Raw genomic sequence first — 15,203 nt, forward strand, 5'->3', positions numbered from 1 at the left:
GAAGTACATGTGAAACATTGGAGCCTCGTATGAGTGACGCCAGCATGAGCGACACCGGCCTCGGCGGCGCGGTAGAACCGGCCGCGCCCGTGGCCGACGCCCAGGCCCCGACCCGGCGGGCCTGGCTCGGCCTCGCGGTGATCCTGCTCGCCGCCTTCATGGAACTGCTGGACGTCACCGTGGTGACGGTGGCGTCCCCCGAGATCCAGAGTTCCCTGCAGGCCAGCTACGCGCAGGTGCAGTGGATCCTGGCCGGCTATCAGCTCACCTTCGCCGCCGGGCTGGTGGCCGGCGGCCGGCTGGGGGACATCTTCGGCTGCCGCCGGATGTTCGTCTGGGGCGTGCTGCTGTTCTCCGGCGCCTCGGTGCTGTGCGCGGTGGCCGCCAACGGCACCCAGATCGTGCTGTTCCGGCTGCTCCAGGGGCTGGCCGCCGCGCTGATGTTCCCGCAGGTGCTGTCGATCATCCACGTCACCTTCACCGGCAAACACCGGGCGGCCGCCTTCGGCGCGCTGGGCGGCACCACCGGCCTGGCCGGCATCGCCGGGCCGCTGATCGGCGGCGTGCTGATCCACTACAACCTGTTCGGCACCGACTGGCGCTCGGTGTTCCTGATCAACATCCCGATCGGGCTGGTGGCCGCGATCGGCGCGAGCATGCTGGTGACCGAGTGGAAGTCGGAGCAGCGGCCGCGGCTGGACCTGTGGGGCACGGCGCTGGGCACCGCGGCGGTGGCGCTGGTGATCTTCCCGTTGGTGCAGGGCCGGGACGCGCACTGGGCCTGGTGGATCTGGACCCTGCTGGGCCTGTCGGTGCCGGTGCTGTTCCTGTTCTGGCTGCACCAGCGCGGGCTGGAGCGGCGCGGCGGCTCGCCGGTGGTGGACCTGAGCCTGTTCCGCGGCGGGGCCTTCGGCACCGGCCTGCTGGTGGAGTTCGTCTGCTTCGCCGGGGTCTCCGCCTTCTTCCTGGTGCTGGCCGTGACACTCCAGGCCGGGTACGCGTGGTCGCCGCTGCGCACCGGCGCGGCCTTCCTGCCGATCGCGCTCGGCACCGGCATGGCGTCGGGCATCGCCATCCCGCTGCTGCCCCGGCTCGGCAAGCGGGTGCTCCAGATCGGCGCGGCGGTGATGGCCGGCGGCATGGCGACGCTGATGTTCACGCTGCACGCCCACCCGCACGACCTGTCGCTGTGGACGCTGGCGCCCGCGGGGCTGCTGATCGGCCTGGGCCTGGGCATGATCGTCACCACCGTGAACGACGTGGTGCTGGCCGAGGCCGGCGGCCCGAGCGCGGGGTCGGCCGCCGGGGTGCAGACCACCGTGGGGCAGGCGGGCAACGCGGTGGGGGTCGCCGTGCTGGGCGCCATCTTCTTCGGCCTGCTGAGCGGGAACGCGACGGCGGCCGCCCGGCACTCCGTACCGGAATTCCGGCAGGAACTGGCCCGGGCGTCGGTGCCGGCGGCGGCAGCGCAGACCCTGGAGCTCTCCATGGTGACCTGCTTCTCCGACCAGGCGTCGGCGAACGACCCGGCCAAGCTCCAGCCCAGTTGCCAGGCGCTGATGACGCAGGCCAAGCAGACCGGCAGCCCCGCGGCGGTCAAGGCGGTCGGCGACACCCTCAACTCGACCAGGCAGCAGCACTTCTCCGACTCCATGCGCACCGGCCTCTTCTACGAGGTCGCGGTGCTGGCGCTGGTGTTCGTGCTGGTCTTCCTGCTGCCGCTGCGGCGCGGCCTGCAGGCGGGCGCGGCGCACTAGACGGTTCCCGCGGCCCGGCGTCCGTGACGTTCCGTCACCGGTGGACCTGTCGCACGGGTCGCGGAGGGCGGCGTGCCGGGCCCATAGCCGGACGGCGACCCCGCCGGGCCGCGTCGCCGGGGAATTCATCCCGGGGATTGATATTACGCAAGCCGCCATCCTGGTAGTTTTGAGTTCCATGGCATTGTGCGGCGCAAGGTGAGGTCATAAGTATGACTTTCTCTGTGTGATGCGTGCTTGATGCCTCTTGGCCTGCGGCTAGGGGGAAGTGGTGGAAAGAAAAACCACTGAAAAAGTCGGGACCGGACCCGGAGAACCAGGCCAGCAGGAATCGCGTTCGGCCGCCGGGTGTTCCACCGGCGGCGCCGCGGTCCGCGAGGCCGGCCGCCCCGGAGAATTGTTCGACGTGATGGCAGATATCTGCACGCCGCGCGCACCGGCGGCCTGCGACCCGCGACGAGGGGGGTCGTAGCCGGTGCGGTTCAAATTGCTGGGACAGCTCCAAGTGCACGACGGAGGGCGCATTCTGACCCCGCAGGCGCATAAGCAGCGCGTGCTGCTGGCCGCCCTCCTGCTGCACCATCACACCGTCCTGCCCGTCGAATCACTCATCGACGAGCTGTGGCCCGAGGGTCCGCCGCGGACCGCTCTCCAGGCATTGCGCGTCTACATTTCACAACTGCGCAAGATGCTGCAGAGCGGCGGCACCCCGGGCGGCCCGACCCTGGCCGGCGAACCGCCCGGCTATTGCCTGGCCATCGAGGACGGAATGCTGGACGTCATCGAATTCGACCGGCACCGGGAGACCGCCCGCGCCGCCCACGAGCGGCAGGACTTCGAGACGGCGCTTTTCCACTACCGGGCGGCCGCGGGCCTGTGGCGCAGCACGCCACTGGTCGACCTGCGCGAGGGCACCTTGATACGGAGCGTGACGTCGCGGCTGGAGGAGTCGTGGATGGCGGTCGAGGAGGGCCGCATATCCCTGGAGGTGCGGCTGGCCGGCAGCCGGGGCGAGGCGATCGCCCGGCTGCGCGAGCTGGTCGCCCGCTATCCGTTCAACGAGCGCCTGCACGCCCTGCTGATGATCGGGCTCTTCCTGTCCGGCCGCAGCGGGGACGCACTCCAGGTCTACCGCAGCACCCGGGAATGCCTCATCGACGAGCTCGGCATCGAGCCCGGCGAGGACCTGCGCCTGGTCCACCAGGTGGTCCTCGACTCCGATCCGGCCGCCCTGGCGAACGTCCGCATGTGGACCGCGTGACCCGCAACTGCCCGACCCCGGTCCACCCCGAGGGAGAACCACGGAGAACGATGGAGAACCTACGAGATGACCACCGCTGACCACCGCACGGCGACCGCGGCCCGCCCGCCCGCAGCCATCGCCGACGCCTACGACCTGCTGCTGATCGGCTGGTCGTTCGTCCGCGGCCATGTGCTGATGAGCGCTGTCGAGCTGGGCCTGTTCGAGGAGCTGGGCAAGGAACCGGGCACCGCCGAGGAGCTCACCGCCCGGCTGGGGCTGCACGAGCGCGGCGTGCGGGACTTCCTGGACGCGCTGACCGCGCTGGGCCTGCTGGCGCGGGACGGGCAGACGTACCGCAACAGCCCGGTCGCCGAGCAGCACCTGGTGCCGGACCGGCCCGGCTTCGTCGGCGGCTTCCTCGCCATGACCACCCGGTTCATGGGGACGGGCTGGGACGGCATGACCGCCATGCTGCGCACGGGCCGGCCGCACGGCCACGACGCCGGCACCGTCCCCTTCGACGAGGTCTTCCGCGACCCGCACCGGCTGCGGCTCTTCCTGTCCGCGATGGACAGCCTCAACGGGGCGATCGGCCCGGAGCTGGCGCGGCGCTACGACTGGTCGCGCCACACGTCGTTCGTGGACGTCGGCGGGGCCCGCGGCAATCTGGCCGCCACCGTGCTGCTGGCCCACCCGCACCTGAGCGGGGGCGTCTTCGACCGGCCGGTGATGGGGCCGTTCCTGGAAGAGCTGGCCCGCGAGCGCGGCACGGCCGGCCGGCTCGCCTTCCACGGCGGCGACTTCAACACCGACCCGCTGCCCGAGGCGGACGTGCTGGTCTTCGGCAATGTGCTGCACGACCTGCCGGTGGCGACCCGGCGCTCCCTGATCGCCCAGGCCGCCCGCCGGATCCCGCCCGGCGGCGCGGTCGTGGTCTACGACCCGATGCTCGACGACGAGCGCCGCGTCATGGACAACCTCGTGCTCAGCATGATCATGATGGTCCAGTCCCCCGCGGGCAACGAGTACACCCCCGCCGAGTGCCGCTCCTGGATGGAGGAGGCCGGCCTGCGGGTGGAAGAGGTCTTCGCCCTCCCCGCGCACGCCACCGCGGTCGTCGGCCGCAGGCCGGACTGAGCGGGCCGGTCACAAGGACCCGGGGCGGCCGGGCCGCAGGGCAGGCCCGCCCCGGGATCGACCACGTGCCGGACACGTACAGCACACGCGGGGCACGTGCGGGACATCGCAGGAGCGCGCGCACCGCCGCGGACCACGGCGGGGACACGGCGGGGACGACGACACATGGGGGAGACAGTGCTGTCCGTACAGGTCATGGGCCCGCACGAGGCCGCGCGCCGGGCGCTGGAGGAACGGGTGGGCGCCATCGGGGAGTTCGCGGTGCTGCCCGCGGACGGCGGGCGGCGGCGGGCGGCCGACCTGCTGCTGGTGACCGCGGACCGGCCCGGCATCAAGGACGCCCGCCGGATCGCCGCGCGGGCCGCCGGCGTGCGGCAGCCCGTACTGCTGGTGGTGGACGAGCCGTTCGAGGGCCTGCTGAGCGTCCTGTGGCTCGGCGCCGGCGGCATCGTGTTCAGCTCGGCCCCCGACCGGGAGCTGGCCGACTGTGCCGCGCTGGTCGCCCGCCACTGCACGGTGGTGCCCGAACAGGTGCTGGACGGACAGCCGTTGCCGGCGGGCCGCCGGCTCTTCGGCCGGGAGGGCGGCCGGCACCCGCGGGAGACACTTGACCGGCTGTCCCCGCGGGAGCTGGAAGTGCTCGAACTCGTCGGCGCCGGCCGGACCAACGCGGAGATCGCGGCGCTGCTGTGGGTCAGCAGCAACACCGTACGGTCCCATGTGCAGCGCCTGATGCGGAAGCTGGGCCTGCGCAACCGGCTCTGCCTGATCATCTTCGCCCACGAGGTGCGGTTGATGATCCCCGCCGCCCCGCGGGGGAAGGAAGGAAGCGGCGCAGGCGGCGGGGATCACCGGGGGGAGGAAGCCGAGGCCGGATCCGGTGCCGGCGCGCGGGTCACACCCGGTAGATGCGCCGGACCAGGGCCTGCAGCAGGGGCCGGGGCAGCAGCCCCAGCAGGAAGGGCTGCGCGCGGTTCATCGCCCCCGGGGTGACGAACGGCCGGCCGCGCGCCACCGCCCGCAGCGCGGGCGCCACCACCTGGTGCGGCTCCAGCCAGGCCAGCTTGGGCAGGCCCGCGGTGTCCAGTCCGGCCGCCCGGTGGAATTCGGTGCGCACCAGCCCGGTCCGTACGGTCGTCACGTGCACCCCGCTGCCGCGGGCCTCCATGTGCAGGCTCTCCCCGAAGGAGCCGAGGAAGGCCTTGGTGGCGCCGTAGACCGCGGACTTGGGCATCGGCAGCGCGGCGACGATGGAGGAGACCTGGACGATGCCGCCGTGTCCCCGCTCGCGCATCGCCCGCAGTGCCGTGTGGCTGAGCACCACCGGCGCCAGTACGTTGACGCCGATCTGGTGCATCTCGCGGTCCAGCGGCAGGTCGTCGAAGCGCCGGGCCGAGGCGTAGCCGGCGCAGTTGACCAGCAGGTCCACCGGGCGCAGCCGGTCGCCGAGGCGTTCGGCGGCTCGGCGCAGGTCCAGGTCATCGGCCAGGTCGAGGGCGAGCACGTCCACCCCGACGCCGTACCGCTCGGTGAGCCGGTCGGCCAGGTGCTTGAGCCGGGTCTCCCGGCGGGCCACCAGGGTCAGGTCGGTGCCGAGCCGGGCCAGGTGCTCGGCGAACTCGGCGCCGATGCCGCTGGAGGCGCCGGTGACCAGGGCGCTGCGGTAGGGGTACGGCCCGCCGCGCGCCACCGTCACGCCCCCGCCGGGCGACCGCCGGGACGCGCTCCGGGACCTGCGCCGGGACCTGCTCCAGGGGGGCCGCCCTGCGGCCGGAATCCGGTGATGCGGTGCTTGGCGGCCAGCGCCTGCATGGCCTCCCACTGCGGCGGGCCCTGCCCGTCCAGGAGCTGGCCCAGTTCCTCGAACCAGTCCTCCACCCCGCCGGGCGTGGCGACGCACAGCATGCGGCTGGGCCGGTGCCAGGTGTTGACGAAGGCGTGGCCGAGGCCGCGCGGGCCGTAGACGAGGGTGCCCGGCGGCGCTTTGTGTTTCTCCCCGTCCAGCTCGATTTCGTATTCCCCGTCGATGACGTAGAAGGATTCGTCGATGTCGTGGTGAATATGGAGCGGCGGTCCGCCGCCGGGCGGCGTGGTCACCTCGAAAAAGGAGTACAGGCCGCCGGTCTGTTCGCCGCGCAGCAGCCACCGGCCGGTCTCGCCGGCCCATCTGATGGGCTTCACCCCGTCCAGGGCAACGACCTGACCTCGGGTCACCGTCATGTCCCACTCCTCGGATTCGGTTGCCCCCAGGATCGCGTCCGCCGATAAAGCCGCCATTGCAGCGGCGCATAAGAATCGGTAACGCGGGACCCCGGTCCGGTCTCCCGCGGCATTTATCCGGGCTTTTTCTCCGGCCTGATCGGCGCTTTTCCGGGGCCGCCCAGACTTCGGTACGGAACCACTCGGAAGCAGGACGTGAGGGGGAGCGTGAACGACGTGGCGGACCGGGGACTGCGTGACCGTACGGCGGAACTTGCGGTCGTCCGGCAGCAGGCGGTGGCGGACCTGGACAAGCGGGCGGCCGCCCGGCAGCACAAGCTGGGCAAGCTGACCGCGCGGGAACGGGTGGCGCGGCTGCTGGACCCGGGGACCTTCACCGAGCTGGAGATGCTGCGCCGGCACCGGGCCACGGACTTCGGGATGGCGGCCGACCGCCCGTACACCGACGGCGTGATCACCGGCTGGGGGCTGATCGAGGGCCGCCGGGTCTTCGTGTACGCCCACGACTTCGGCATCTTCGGCGGGTCGCTGGGCGAGGCCCACGCGGCGAAGATCCACAAGGTGATGGACCTCGCCGACAGCGCGGGCGTTCCGCTGATCGGGCTCAACGACGGGGCCGGGGCGCGCATCCAGGAAGGGGTGACGGCGCTCGCCGGCTACGGCGGGATCTTCCGCCGCAATGTCCGCTCCTCCGGGGTGATCCCGCAGATCAGCGTGATGCTCGGGCCGTGCGCGGGCGGCGCCGCCTACTCCCCCGCGCTCACCGACTTCGTGCTGTTCGTCCGCAAGTCGGCCAGCATGTACATCACCGGGCCGGACGTGATCAAGGCCGTCACCGGCGAGGACGTGGACATCGAGGGGCTGGGCGGCGCCGACGTCCACGCCCGCTCGGGCCAGGCGACCTTCGTGCACGACGACGAGGACGACGCCTTCGACACACTGCGCCACCTGCTGTCGTATCTGCCCGCCAACAACCGGGAGTTCCCGCCGCAGGGCACGTGCGACGACCCGGTGGACCGGTCCTGCGACGCGCTGCTGGACATCGTGCCGGCCGCCCCGCACCTGCCCTACGACGTGCGGCGGGTGGTCACGGAGATCGTCGACCACGGGGAGTTCCTGGAGCTCCAGGCGCTGTGGGCGGCCAACGTGGTGGTGGGGCTGGCCCGGATCGGCGGCCACGCGGTGGGCGTGGTCGCCAACCAGCCGATGACGCTGGCCGGGGTGCTGGACATCGACGCCTCGCAGAAGGCGGCCAGGTTCATCCGGTTCTGCGACAGCTTCAACATCCCGCTGCTGACCCTGGTGGACGTGCCGGGCTTCCTGCCCGGTGTCGACCAGGAGCGCGGCGGCATCATCCGCAACGGCGCCAAGCTGCTGTACGCGTACTGCGAGGCGACCGTGCCGCGGATCCAGGTGCTGCTGCGCAAGGCGTACGGCGGCGCGTACATCGTGATGGACTCCCGCTCCATCGGCGCCGACCTGTCCTTCGCCTGGCCCGGCAACGAGGTGGCCGTGATGGGCGCCGAGGCCGCGGCCGGGGTGATCCACCGGCGCCGCATCCAGCAGGCGGCCGACCCCGAGGCCACCCGCCGGGAGCTGGTCGAGGAGTACCGGCGCTCCCTCACCCACCCCTACTACGGGGCCGAACGCGGCCTGGTGGACGACGTGATCGACCCGCGCGACACCAGGGCCGCGGTCCACGCCGGGCTGGAGATGCTCCGCTCCAAGCGGGCGGCGCTGCCGCAGCGCAAGCACGGCAACTCGCCGTTGTGACCCGGCGCCCGCACCACCAGTCGTACCCCCGCCACCGACACGACCACGACCACGACCACGAGGAGTTCACCGCGTCATGAACGACAACACTCCCGGCCGCGCCCGGCCGCAGATCCACAAGGTCGCCGCCGCGGACGTCTCCGTGCTGCGGCACCGCGGCGGGGCGCTGCGCACCGTGCTGGGGCCGGCCAACGCCGGGGCGACCAGCGGCTTCATGGGCCTGGCCCGGCTGGAGCCGGGCGAGTTCGTCAACGAGCACTACCACCCGTACTCGGAGGAGTTCGTACTGCTGCTGTCCGGGCGGATCACGGTCCGGCTGGACGGCGAACCGCTGGAACTCGGCCCCCGGGAGGGGCTGCTGATCCCGGTGGACGTGCGGCACCGGCTGGAGAACAACGGCTCCGAGGCGGCCGAACTCGTCTACCACCTGGGCCCGTTGGCGCCCCGGCCGGATCTGGGCCATGTGGACACCGAGCCGTTGCCGCACCCCGACCTCGCCCCGTCCGCGGTGGCCGCCGCCGGGGAGCGCCGATGAGCCGGTGGGGGGCGGTGGTGACCGGGGTGGGTGTGGTCGCCCCGGGCGGCGTCGGCCGCGCCGCGTACTGGGACACGCTCAGCGCGGGCCGGACGGCGACCCGCGGCATCACCCTGTTCGACCCGGCCGGCTTCCGGTCCCGGATCGCGGCCGAGGTCGACTTCGACCCGCGGGCCGCGGGCCTGACCGAGGCGGAGACCGAACGGATGGACCGCAGCGCGCAGTTCGCGGTCGTGGCCGGCCGCGAGGCGCTGGCCGACGCCGGGCTCACCCCCGACCTGGCGGCGGACCTGGTGCCGCCGGAGCGGGTGGGGGTCAGCGTGGGCAGCGCGGTGGGCTGCACCATGCGGCTGGAGGACGAGTACGTGGTGGTCAGCGACACCGGCGCGTCCTGGGAGGTCGATCCGGGCCTGGCCTCGCGCCACCTGTACCGGGCGCTGGTGCCCAGCACGCTGGCGGTGGAACTGGCCTGGACGGCTGGGGCGGAGGGCCCGGCGACCGTGGTGTCCACCGGCTGCACCTCGGGTCTGGACGCGGTGGCGCACGGGGTGCAGCTCATCTCCGAGGGCTCCGCGGACGTGGTGATCGCCGGGGCGACCGACGCGCCCATCTCGCCGATCACGGTGGCCTGTTTCGACGCGATCGGCGCCACCTCGCGCAACAACGACAACGCCGCCGGCGCCTCGCGCCCCTTCGACCGGGACCGGGACGGCTTCGTGCTCGGCGAGGGCGCGGCGGTGCTGGTGCTGGAGAGCAGGCGGCACGCGGCCCGCCGGGGCGCGCACGCCTACGCCGACATCGTCGGCTTCGCCCAGCGCAGCAACGCCTTCCACATGACCGGCCTGAAGCCCGACGGGCTGGACATGGCCGAGGCGATCCGGATCGCCATGCGGCGGGCCGGCATCACCCCGGACATGATCAGTTACGTCAACGCGCACGGCTCGGGCACCATGCAGAACGACCGGCACGAGACGGCCGCGATCAAGGAGTCGCTGGGGCAGGCCGCGTACGGGGTGCCGGTCAGCTCGATCAAGTCGATGATCGGGCACTCGCTGGGGGCGATCGGCGCGCTGGAGGTGGCCGCCTGCGCGCTGGCGGTCGAGCACGACGTGGTGCCGCCCACCGCCAACCTCCACCACCCGGACCCTGCGCTGGACCTGGACTACGTGCCGGTCACCGCCCGGAAGAACGTCAACGACGTGGTGCTGAGCGTCGGCAGCGGGTTCGGCGGCTTCCAGTCGGCGATGCTGCTGGCCCGGCCCGGACTGCTGGCCGGGGAGTGACGGCGATGGCGGCGGGGGCGAAGGCGGCGGCGCGGGCCGGCGCCGGGGTGGCGGGGGCGGGCGGCCGGTCCCGTACGGTGTTCAGCGGCCTGGCGGTCACCGCGCCCAACGGCTCGACCACCGAGCGGTTCTGGGCGGCGACGCTGGCCGGCGTGAGCGGGATCCGCCCGCTGGACCGGTTCGACGACTCCGGCTATCCGGTACGGCTGGCCGGCCAGGTACGGGACGTCGCCGGACCGGAGCAGATCGAGAGCCGGCTCGCGGTGCAGACCGACCGATGGACCCAGCTCGGCCTGGTCGCCGCCGAACGCGCGCTGGCCGACGCCGAGTTGGACCCGGCGGAGCTGGACCCGTACGACATGTCGGTGATCACGGCCACCTCCTCGGGCGGCAACGAGTTCGGGCAGCGCGAGATCCAGAAGCTGTGGAGCAAGGGCCCCCGGTTCGTCGGCCCGTACCAGTCGATCGCGTGGTTCTACGCGGCCACCACCGGCCAGATCTCGATCCGGCACGGGATGAAGGGCGCCTGCGGGGTGCTGGTCGGCGAGCAGGCCGGCGGGCTGGACGCGCTCGGGCAGGCCCGCCGGGCGCTGGTGGACGACGCGTCGGTGGTGATCAGCGGCGGCACCGACGCGCCGCTCGGCCCGTACGCGCTGGCCTGCCACGTCTCGGCCGGGCAGCTGTCCCGCGGCACGGACCCGGCGAGCGCGTACCGGCCGTTCGACGCGGAGGCGGCCGGCTACGTGCCCGGCGAGGGCGGGGCGATCTTCGTGGTGGAGCGCGAGGACGTCTGGCGGGCCCGCGGCGCCGGCCACGGATACGGCGAACTCGCGGGATACGCGGCCACGTTCGACCCGCCGCCGGGCTCGCGCCGGGAGCCGGGCCTGCGCCGGGCGATCAGGCTGGCCATGGCCGACGCCGGGGTGAGCCCGGACGCGATCGACGTGGTCTTCGCCGACGGCCTGGGCCTGCCCGCCGCCGACCTGGCCGAGGCCGAGGCGATCAGCGCGGTCTTCGGCCCCTACGGCGTGCCGGTGACCGTGCCCAAGTGCCTGGTGGGCCGCCTCCAGTCGGGCGGCGCGCCGCTGGACGTGGCCATGGCCCTGCTGGCCATCCGTGACAGCGTGCTGCCCGGCACCCCCGCCCTGTCCGTCCTCGCCCCGGGCTGCGACCTCGACGTCGTCCGCGAGACCCGCCCGGCCCCGGTCCGCACCGCCCTCGTCCTGGCCCGCGGCTACGAGGGCTTCAACGCGGCGGTGGTGGTACGCGCCCTGCCCGGCGACCGCCCCTGACCCGTACGTACGGCCGGCCCATGCACCGACCCGCACCCCTCACGACCCGCAGACCGCGCGACGAACCAGCGACGTATCAGAAAGGCATACGACCATGACCACGACGACCGTCCTGACCCTCGACGAGTACACCGCCCTGATCGACAGCGCCGCCGGCGCCGGGATCGGCGAGGGCGCGCTGCTGGACCTGGCCACCCCCTTCGAGGCGCTGGCCGTCGACTCGCTGGGCGTGCTGGGCATCCTGTCCGCGGTGGAACTGCGGTACGGCCTGGAGCCCGACGGCGACGCCGCGCCCGGCAGCACCCCGGCCGAGCTGCTGCGTTCGGTGTACCTGCGGCTGATCGCGGCCGGGCGGATGCCGGCGGGCCGCACCGAGCAGTCGATCCGGATCGACGCGCCCTTCCCCGAGGTGTGGGAGCAGACCAACGACGTGGCGGCCTGGCCCGGCCTGTTCAGCGAGTACGCCACCGCCGACATCCTGCGCACCGAGGGGAACACGGTGACCTTCCGGCTGACCATGCACCCCGACGAGAACGGCAAGGTGTGGTCCTGGGTCTCCGAGCGGACCGCCGACCGCGCCACCGGTGTCGTACGGGCCCGGCGGGTGGAGACCGGGCCGTTCGCGTTCATGAACATCGAGTGGACCTACCAGGACCTGGCGGGCGGCGGCGTCGAGCTGCTGTGGCGGCAGGAGTTCGCCATGAAGCCGCAGGCGCCGGTGGACACGGACTGGATGACGGCGAACATCGGCGTCAACTCGGCGCAGCAACTGGCCCTGATCCGCGAGCGGGTGCAGGAGCGCGCCCGGGTCCGGGCGCCCCGCTGACCGAAGTCCCCGTCGCCGCACCGCACTTCGAGGAGCGACCGTGCACTACACCCTGATCGTGGCCCGGATGGCCGCCGAGGACTCCGACCGGGTCTCGACGATCTGGTCCGAGTCGGACGCCACCGAGCTGCCCCACCTGATCGGCGTCAGGCACCGCAGCCTGTTCCGCTTCCACGACCTGTACTTCCAGCTCATCGGTTCCGAGGGCGGGCTCGGCGAGCGCATCGAGGCGATGCGCGGCCACCCGCTGTTCCGCGAGGTCAACGAGCGGCTGCGGCCGCACATCGCCGCCTACGACCCCGCCACCTGGCGCGGTCCGGCCGACGCCATGGCGAAGGAGTTCTACTCATGGGACGCATGACGGTGAAAGTGCTGCACGGCTCCCCCGACGCCCGCGACACCGCGGCCCTGCTGACGGTGCTGACCGTGGCGCTGGACCGGGCCCTGGCGCAGGGCCCGGTCCAGCGCCGGCCGGAGCGCCGGCCGCACCCGGCCTGGCGCGCGTTCACCGGACACGACCAGGACGGCTGGGGGCCGCTGTGATCCGTACCGTGCTCGACATGCGGGTCCGCGAGGGCCGCGCCGCCGACTTCGAACAGGCGTGGCGGGCCGCGGCCGTCGTGGCCGGCCGCTATCCGGGGGCCGGACCGCAGACCATGCTGCGCGACCCGAACGCCCCGCTGTGCTACACGATCACCGCGGACTGGGCGAGCCGGGAGGACCTGACGCGCTATCAGGACAGCGGGGACCGGGAGGCGTTGTCCGCCGTGCTGGAGGAACTGCGCGAGTCGGCCGCCAAGAGCCTGTACGAGGTGGTGGCCCAGGTTCCGCCCGCCGCGCCGGCCGCGGGGCCGGCTTCCGTACCGGCCCCGGCGCCGGCTCAAGCGCCGGTCCCGGGCCCCTCCCCCGTACCGAAGCCTGTGACGACACCCGAACCCGTGCCCGCGCCGAAGCCCGTACCCGTGCCCGTACCGACTTCCGCACCGACTCCCGTACCGACCCAGGAAGGCCCGGCCCCGTCATGAGCATCCGCGTCGTGATGACCGCCACCATCAAGCCCGAGGACGCCGACGCCTTCGAGCGGGCGTACCTCGACGTCACCAGCAAGGTCCAAGGCACCCCCGGCCACCTGCGGGACGTGCTGCTGCGGGACAGCGAGGACGCCACCCGCTACTCGCTGATCGCCGAGTGGGAGTCCGAGCGGCTCTTCCGGGCCTGGGCGGACGACCCCGAGCACATGCGCCAGTCCGCGGCGATGTACCCGTACTGGGCCGACACCTTCCGGCGCAGCATCTACGAGGTGCGGGCCGCGCTGGACTCCACGGCGTCCGGAGCCGGGGGCGGCACCGCCGTCCCCGGCCGGTAGGAGGCCGCGGTGCCGGTGCGCAAAGCGGTGGTGATCGGCGCCGGGATCGGCGGGCTGACCACGGCGATCGGCCTGCGCCAGGCCGGGGTCGACGTCACGGTGTACGAGCGCCGGACCGAGCCCGGCCGGCTGCTGACCGGCGGCGGGTTCATGCTCTGGCACAACGTCTTCGTGGCGCTGCGCCGGCTCGGCCTGGACGACGCGGTGGACAAGGTCAGCGCCCGGATCGACTTCCACGAGTTCCGCTCGGACCGCGGGCGGCGGCTGGCCCGGTGGGCGATCGCCCCGGAGTCCCGCCGGATCGGCGCGCCCGCGGTGGCGCTGCGCCGCTCCAGCCTGAACCAGCTGCTGCTCCAGGAGGCCGGCGACGCGGTGGTGCTCGGCGCCCGGTTCACCGGGTTCGAGCAGGACGCGGACGGGGTGACGGTGCACTTCGCGGACGGGTCGCGGGAGCGGGCCGACGTGCTGGTCGGCGCCGACGGGATCAGGTCGTCGGTGCGCAGCAGCCTGCGGCACGGCCACGACATGGCCCCCCGGTACGCGGGCTACACCGCCTGGCAGGCGATCGCCGACCTGCCGGGCGAGGACGTGGTGCCCAGCGGCACCTTCTTCAACCTGTGGGGGCGCGGCGGCCTGCGCTTCCTCTACTGCCGGCTGAGCGAGAGCGAGGTGTACTGGGACGCGATCACCTCCGACCGGGCCAGTGCCGCCTTCGACATGTACCGCAAGGACAAGCGCGCGGTGCTGTGCGAGACGTACCGCGACTGGCCGGAGCCGGTGCGGCGGGTACTGGCCGCGACCCGGGACGAGGCGATCCTGCCGATCGACATCTGCGACCGGCCGCCGGCCCGCGATCCGGCGTGGGGACACGGCCGGGTGGTCCTGGTCGGCGACGCGGCCCATCCGATGACGCTCAACCTCAGCCAGGGCGCGGGGCAGGCCATCGAGGACGGGGTCGTGCTCTCCGGGCTGCTTTCCGGGCCGCCGGCCGGCGAGGCGGGGGCCGGGTCCGGGGTTCCGGCCGCGATCGCGGCGTACGAACAGGTGCGCCGGCGGCGGGTGGACGCGATGGTGCGCGGCGCGTACCGGATCGGTGAGCTGGGCAAGCTGCGCGGCTCACTCGCCTGCCAAGCGCGGGACGCCTTCATGTGGGCGTTCTTCGGCACCTTCGCCAAGAAGGGCACCTACCGGCTGATGATGAACTTCGACTACTGAGCTCCGCGCGCGGAGTTCCGGGGAGAGCGGTGTCCGATGCTGATCGATGTCCTCGGGGGGCTGCTGCTGTTGCTGACCGGGGCCCTGGCGGGGGTGCTGGTCGCGGTCGAGATCGCGGTGGTGCCGATGCTGGGCGCGCTGCCCGGTGAGCGCTACGTCCAGGTCCACCGGCTGCTCGACCCGCGGTTCGACCCGCTGATGCCCACCGTCAACAAGGTCGCGCTGGGCGCGGGCGTGGTGCTGACGGTGTACGCGCCCGGCGCCGCGGCCCGGGCCGCCTTCGCGGTGGCCGAGGCCGGGCTGATCGGGGTGGCGCTGGTCTCGGAACTGTCCAACGTCCGGCTCAACCGCTCCATCGACACCTGGGAGCCGGACCGGCTGCCGCAGGGCTGGGCCCGGTCCCGGGACCGGTGGGCGCGGTCCAACCGGCACCGCACCTGGATCGCGCTGGCCGCCTTCGCCGCCGCGATCACCGGGATGTCGCTGGCGTGAGAGGGTCCGTCCCGGGCGGCCGGCACCTGTCCGGTCCGCCCGGGACGGCCGTCGGTCGGTGGGC

The 15,203-nt window shown here is 73.2% G+C and carries 17 protein-coding genes; 15 read left to right on the forward strand and 2 right to left on the reverse strand.

The window, feature by feature from the left end; all coding sequences use genetic code 11:
• The first annotated feature begins 29 nt into the window (after window positions 1-29).
• From ITX44_RS27245 to ITX44_RS27260, 4 genes are all read left to right on the forward strand, one after another.
• On the forward strand, window positions 30-1,757 hold the full coding sequence (locus tag ITX44_RS27245; RefSeq protein WP_205360050.1) for an MFS transporter: 1,728 nt from the start codon (window positions 30-32) through the stop codon (window positions 1,755-1,757).
• Window positions 1,758-2,232: 475 nt separating this feature from the next.
• The gene (locus tag ITX44_RS27250; RefSeq protein WP_205360051.1) at window positions 2,233-3,018 is read left to right on the forward strand and encodes an AfsR/SARP family transcriptional regulator; all 786 of its coding nucleotides are present in this window, start codon (window positions 2,233-2,235) and stop codon (window positions 3,016-3,018) included.
• Between the two features lie 66 nt (window positions 3,019-3,084).
• Entirely contained in the window at window positions 3,085-4,137 is a 1,053-nt protein-coding gene (locus ITX44_RS27255) for a methyltransferase (protein WP_205360052.1), read from the forward strand.
• 165 nt (window positions 4,138-4,302) lie between these two features.
• Window positions 4,303-5,130 (forward strand): response regulator transcription factor, encoded by an 828-nt coding sequence (locus ITX44_RS27260; RefSeq protein ID WP_205360053.1) that lies wholly within the window; start codon window positions 4,303-4,305, stop codon window positions 5,128-5,130.
• On the opposite strand, the gene ITX44_RS27265 is transcribed toward ITX44_RS27260, so the two are convergent.
• The gene (locus ITX44_RS27265; protein WP_205360054.1) at window positions 5,033-5,833 is read right to left on the reverse strand and encodes an SDR family NAD(P)-dependent oxidoreductase; all 801 of its coding nucleotides are present in this window, start codon (window positions 5,831-5,833) and stop codon (window positions 5,033-5,035) included. The two genes, ITX44_RS27260 and ITX44_RS27265, sit on opposite strands and share 98 nt — an antisense overlap.
• Window positions 5,830-6,357 carry a cupin domain-containing protein gene (locus ITX44_RS27270; protein ID WP_205360055.1) on the reverse strand — a complete coding sequence of 176 codons (528 nt, stop codon included), beginning with the start codon at window positions 6,355-6,357 and terminating at the stop codon, window positions 5,830-5,832. The genes ITX44_RS27265 and ITX44_RS27270 overlap by 4 nt, the downstream gene beginning before the upstream one ends.
• Window positions 6,358-6,564: 207 nt before the next feature.
• On the opposite strand from ITX44_RS27270, the gene ITX44_RS27275 reads away from it, so the two are divergent.
• The 11 genes from ITX44_RS27275 to ITX44_RS27325 all read left to right on the forward strand — a co-directional run bounded on the left by ITX44_RS27275 (window position 6,565) and on the right by ITX44_RS27325 (window position 15,139).
• The gene (locus ITX44_RS27275; protein WP_372441004.1) at window positions 6,565-8,130 is read left to right on the forward strand and encodes an acyl-CoA carboxylase subunit beta; all 1,566 of its coding nucleotides are present in this window, start codon (window positions 6,565-6,567) and stop codon (window positions 8,128-8,130) included.
• A gap of 76 nt (window positions 8,131-8,206) precedes the next feature.
• On the forward strand, window positions 8,207-8,665 hold the full coding sequence (locus ITX44_RS27280; RefSeq protein WP_205360056.1) for a cupin domain-containing protein: 459 nt from the start codon (window positions 8,207-8,209) through the stop codon (window positions 8,663-8,665).
• Window positions 8,662-9,948, forward strand: a complete 1,287-nt coding sequence (locus ITX44_RS27285) for a beta-ketoacyl-[acyl-carrier-protein] synthase family protein (RefSeq protein ID WP_205360057.1) — start codon at window positions 8,662-8,664, stop codon at window positions 9,946-9,948. The genes ITX44_RS27280 and ITX44_RS27285 overlap by 4 nt, the downstream gene beginning before the upstream one ends.
• Window positions 9,949-9,953: 5 nt before the next feature.
• The gene (locus tag ITX44_RS27290; protein WP_205360058.1) at window positions 9,954-11,240 is read left to right on the forward strand and encodes a ketosynthase chain-length factor; all 1,287 of its coding nucleotides are present in this window, start codon (window positions 9,954-9,956) and stop codon (window positions 11,238-11,240) included.
• A gap of 355 nt (window positions 11,241-11,595) precedes the next feature.
• The gene (locus tag ITX44_RS27295; protein ID WP_205360128.1) at window positions 11,596-12,066 is read left to right on the forward strand and encodes an SRPBCC family protein; all 471 of its coding nucleotides are present in this window, start codon (window positions 11,596-11,598) and stop codon (window positions 12,064-12,066) included.
• Window positions 12,067-12,106: 40 nt separating this feature from the next.
• Window positions 12,107-12,427 carry a TcmI family type II polyketide cyclase gene (locus ITX44_RS27300; RefSeq protein ID WP_205360059.1) on the forward strand — a complete coding sequence of 107 codons (321 nt, stop codon included), beginning with the start codon at window positions 12,107-12,109 and terminating at the stop codon, window positions 12,425-12,427.
• Entirely contained in the window at window positions 12,415-12,609 is a 195-nt protein-coding gene (locus tag ITX44_RS27305; RefSeq protein ID WP_205360060.1) for an acyl-CoA carboxylase epsilon subunit, read from the forward strand. The genes ITX44_RS27300 and ITX44_RS27305 overlap by 13 nt, the downstream gene beginning before the upstream one ends.
• Before the next feature lie 17 nt (window positions 12,610-12,626).
• The gene (locus tag ITX44_RS42325; protein WP_265934314.1) at window positions 12,627-13,091 is read left to right on the forward strand and encodes an antibiotic biosynthesis monooxygenase family protein; all 465 of its coding nucleotides are present in this window, start codon (window positions 12,627-12,629) and stop codon (window positions 13,089-13,091) included.
• Window positions 13,088-13,432 (forward strand): antibiotic biosynthesis monooxygenase family protein, encoded by a 345-nt coding sequence (locus ITX44_RS27315; RefSeq protein ID WP_205360062.1) that lies wholly within the window; start codon window positions 13,088-13,090, stop codon window positions 13,430-13,432. The genes ITX44_RS42325 and ITX44_RS27315 overlap by 4 nt, the downstream gene beginning before the upstream one ends.
• 9 nt (window positions 13,433-13,441) lie before the next feature.
• Window positions 13,442-14,647, forward strand: a complete 1,206-nt coding sequence (locus tag ITX44_RS27320; RefSeq protein WP_205360063.1) for an FAD-dependent oxidoreductase — start codon at window positions 13,442-13,444, stop codon at window positions 14,645-14,647.
• A 36-nt stretch (window positions 14,648-14,683) separates the two neighbouring features.
• Window positions 14,684-15,139, forward strand: a complete 456-nt coding sequence (locus tag ITX44_RS27325; RefSeq protein WP_205360064.1) for an anthrone oxygenase family protein — start codon at window positions 14,684-14,686, stop codon at window positions 15,137-15,139.
• Window positions 15,140-15,203: the final 64 nt, after the last annotated feature.

Origin of the sequence: Actinacidiphila acididurans (assembly GCF_016918855.1) — a bacterium.
Taxonomy (GTDB): domain Bacteria; phylum Actinomycetota; class Actinomycetes; order Streptomycetales; family Streptomycetaceae; genus Actinacidiphila; species Actinacidiphila acididurans.

Excerpts from the sequence above, each read along its gene's own strand:
- ITX44_RS27245 (WP_205360050.1), top strand. The coding sequence starts at position 30 with ATGAGTGACGCCAGCATGAGCGACACCGGCCTCGGCGGCGCGGTAGAA.
- ITX44_RS42325 (WP_265934314.1), top strand. The coding sequence starts at position 12,627 with ATGCGGGTCCGCGAGGGCCGCGCCGCCGACTTCGAACAGGCGTGGCGG.
- ITX44_RS27280 (WP_205360056.1), top strand. The coding sequence starts at position 8,207 with ATGAACGACAACACTCCCGGCCGCGCCCGGCCGCAGATCCACAAGGTC.
- ITX44_RS27325 (WP_205360064.1), top strand. The coding sequence starts at position 14,684 with ATGCTGATCGATGTCCTCGGGGGGCTGCTGCTGTTGCTGACCGGGGCC.
- ITX44_RS27270 (WP_205360055.1), bottom strand. The coding sequence starts at position 6,357 with ATGACGGTGACCCGAGGTCAGGTCGTTGCCCTGGACGGGGTGAAGCCC.
- ITX44_RS27295 (WP_205360128.1), top strand. The coding sequence starts at position 11,596 with ATGCCGGCGGGCCGCACCGAGCAGTCGATCCGGATCGACGCGCCCTTC.
- ITX44_RS27315 (WP_205360062.1), top strand. The coding sequence starts at position 13,088 with ATGAGCATCCGCGTCGTGATGACCGCCACCATCAAGCCCGAGGACGCC.
- ITX44_RS27255 (WP_205360052.1), top strand. The coding sequence starts at position 3,085 with ATGACCACCGCTGACCACCGCACGGCGACCGCGGCCCGCCCGCCCGCA.
- ITX44_RS27290 (WP_205360058.1), top strand. The coding sequence starts at position 9,954 with ATGGCGGCGGGGGCGAAGGCGGCGGCGCGGGCCGGCGCCGGGGTGGCG.
- ITX44_RS27260 (WP_205360053.1), top strand. The coding sequence starts at position 4,303 with ATGGGGGAGACAGTGCTGTCCGTACAGGTCATGGGCCCGCACGAGGCC.
- ITX44_RS27305 (WP_205360060.1), top strand. The coding sequence starts at position 12,415 with ATGGGACGCATGACGGTGAAAGTGCTGCACGGCTCCCCCGACGCCCGC.
- ITX44_RS27285 (WP_205360057.1), top strand. The coding sequence starts at position 8,662 with ATGAGCCGGTGGGGGGCGGTGGTGACCGGGGTGGGTGTGGTCGCCCCG.